This is a genomic window from Motiliproteus sp. MSK22-1 (assembly GCF_001968815.1).
Taxonomy (GTDB): domain Bacteria; phylum Pseudomonadota; class Gammaproteobacteria; order Pseudomonadales; family Balneatricaceae; genus Motiliproteus.
The window spans coordinates 1-319 of record NZ_MIEQ01000065.1 but is presented as its reverse complement, the minus strand read 5'-3'; the positions used below and the strand labels follow the sequence as shown (position 1 = coordinate 319).

General features: G+C 51.7%; 1 rRNA gene. It reads right to left on the bottom strand.

From position 1 onward, the window contains the following. Positions 1-319 (bottom strand): 23S ribosomal RNA (locus BGP75_RS19330); the annotation flags it as partial.

Genomic DNA, 319 nt, shown 5'->3' with positions numbered 1-319 from the left:
TTCGACCAGCCTCAGCTGAGGGAGCAAGTCCCATCACCAAAGCCGGCGTACCTTCTCCCGAAGTTACGGTACTATTTTGCCTAGTTCCTTCACCCGAGTTCTCTCAAGCGCCTTGGTATTCTCTACCTGACCACCTGTGTCGGTTTGGGGTACGGTCTCATATAAGCTGGAGCTTAGAGGATTTTCCTGGAAGTATGGTATTGATCACTTCATCCAAAAGAGGACTCGTCATCAGGTCTCAGCCTTAAGGAGCCGGATTTGCCTGGCTCCTCAGCCTACACCCTTAAACACGGACAACCAACGCCGTGCTGATCTAACC